Raw genomic sequence first — 2,315 nt, 5'->3', positions numbered from 1 at the left:
GCCAACAATATGAAAAGACTGCTTGCATTAACATTAATTTTAACTTTAAACTCTTGTTTTTTCTACAAAAAAGATGGGATTGAGATGAAAATTCAAAATGACTCAAGCGAACCGATAACAAATGTGGAATTTACGACGACTGAAAGATTGGAATTAATAAAAATTGACCGAATTGAACCGAATGAAAGCGTTACGGAATTTTTATCGATGCGTAAAAACAAATCTGACGGAGCTTACTCTCTGACTTTTACTCGCGCGAGTGGAAAAAAGGAAATTAGTGGTGGAGGATATTATACGAATGGAGGCTCACTTGACCATTGGGTTGACTTTATCGTAGAAAATGATACAACAATAGTAAAATTTGACGCACCAATTTATTGAAAACAGACCAAGTGAAAAAGTGGACAATTTTAAGAGCTTATTTTCTTATCTATTTGGCTTGTTGCATAATTTACACAATAGCTAAATGGAAGACTCTCTCATATGCAGAAGGTTGGGGAGTTGTTGGAATGGTTGGACTAATTGGAATTGGAATTTTTGGATTGTTAATAGACTTTATTCTGACTTTAATAATAAAAGATAAAAAAACACTAAACGGAATTGGAATTTTAATAGCAATTGGATTTTCATTTATGTTGTTTACGGAAATCTTATAATGACTGAATTATTAAAAATACTGTTGGCAACAATGTATAACCGCAATTACGGCGGATTCGACTACGTCCGAATCCATTCGGAATTGCTAAAGTCTGTGCCAAACCGAATATTAACGCATATTAACCCGTAACTGACGGTTATACGAGACCGTTGCCAGTAATGTTGACCCAACCTTTATGCTGAAAGGATTATTTAAGAAAAAAACACCAGTCGAAAAGTTTATGGCTCATTTGGACAGAATTTTCCAAACCGAACCTGAATATTATAAAGAGGAATCTAAAACGGACGGAATTCCTGGAGTTACAAGCATTGTTTACAAAGACATTCCTGAAAAAGGAATGATAACTGGAATTACTTACGGACTTTCACTCGAAAACCATCCTGATTGGAAATTTGGACGACCTGAATTGATAATCACAGTTGATTCAAAAGATGCTTCTTGGGCCCAAGTTGTAGGATATTTAGCGAATAGTTTAAGAGGAGATTGTCCATTTAGTTACAGCAACACAATTAACTTTAGAGAAAAAATATCGGACGAATCGGAAATGGACGCATTTCTTGTATTTGCACCTTCGATTTTGGACAAAAAAGATTTTGCGAATATCGACATCGGACTGAATTACAAAATTAATATTGCTGGACTTTATCCAATCTATGCGCCTGAAATGGAATATATTGAGAAAAACGGACTTGAAAAATTTTGGAAACATCCGAATTTTGATATGTACAACGTGAATAGAAAACGAATAAAATAATTAAAACACTACTGGCAACACCGTGTATAATTCATTGCTAGTAAAGACTTACTTACGAAAATCCTCGCGGATTTTCTATTCGGTTTGTATTTGCTAATTTAGTTGCTTAAACACGCAACGAAATCATACACAAACACGTTGTGTACCATTATGAAAAAACCTTTCCGAATTCAAATACTAATTCTAATGCTGATTTTTGGAATAGTTTTCTCTTGCGAACAAAAGCACGAGAAAAAACCAAGAAAAATGCCTGAATTTATATATTACGATAAGAAATTTGAATTGGACTCAAGTTCTAAACTTCGAACTGATGGATATTATGAAGTAAAAGAAATTTTTGGAGAATATACGATTGACCAAAAGACTTATCATACTAACAAACCGATTTTTGGATTTGTACATTTTTTTAAAGACGGATTTTGTCGTGTCGGTTCTTGGAACGGAATTAGAAAAAATTCAAAAGATGTTGAACTCGCCTTTAAAAATGATAAAGGCTATGTCTTTGATGGAATTTATAATATAGAATCTGACACAATAAGAGTGGAATATTTATACAACCCTGGGAGTCCTGGAGCAGAACCAATGAATGATAGATATACCTTAATTGGGTTGATTAGAGAAAACAGAATTGATTTTATCTCGGACAATTTAATAAGACTTTCATATCCAAATAATCTGGGAGATTCTTTAACAAGCAGTTGTATAGGAAGATTTAAAAAGTCAGATTTTGATAAATCCAAATGGAATAATTACTTAAAAGAGAACATAAACGAATTCATAAAAAACTAAAAAAATAACGGTACACAACATTGTATAACAGCAATTACGGCGGATTCGACTACGTCCGAATCCACTCGGAATTGCTAACGTCTGTGCTTAACCGAAAATTAACGCATATTAATC

General features: G+C 33.3%; 4 protein-coding genes. All 4 read left to right on the top strand.

Going from position 1 to position 2,315, the window contains the following annotated elements; all coding sequences use genetic code 11:
* Positions 1-381 (top strand): hypothetical protein (locus AC1EUY_RS15910; RefSeq protein WP_480196538.1); only part of this gene is annotated, 381 nt, incomplete at its 5' end.
* A gap of 11 nt (positions 382-392) precedes the next feature.
* Positions 393-656, top strand: a complete 264-nt coding sequence (locus tag AC1EUY_RS15905; protein ID WP_480196537.1) for a hypothetical protein — start codon at positions 393-395, stop codon at positions 654-656.
* A gap of 177 nt (positions 657-833) precedes the next feature.
* Positions 834-1,412 (top strand): suppressor of fused domain protein, encoded by a 579-nt coding sequence (locus AC1EUY_RS15900; protein ID WP_480196536.1) that lies wholly within the window; start codon positions 834-836, stop codon positions 1,410-1,412.
* 186 nt (positions 1,413-1,598) lie between these two features.
* Positions 1,599-2,201 (top strand): hypothetical protein, encoded by a 603-nt coding sequence (locus AC1EUY_RS15895; RefSeq protein ID WP_480196535.1) that lies wholly within the window; start codon positions 1,599-1,601, stop codon positions 2,199-2,201.
* Positions 2,202-2,315: the final 114 nt, after the last annotated feature.

This window comes from Maritimimonas sp. 2210JD6-3, assembly GCF_056591795.1.
The sequence above is the reverse complement of the archived record's forward strand: the minus strand, read 5'-3'. Positions and strand labels throughout refer to the sequence as shown.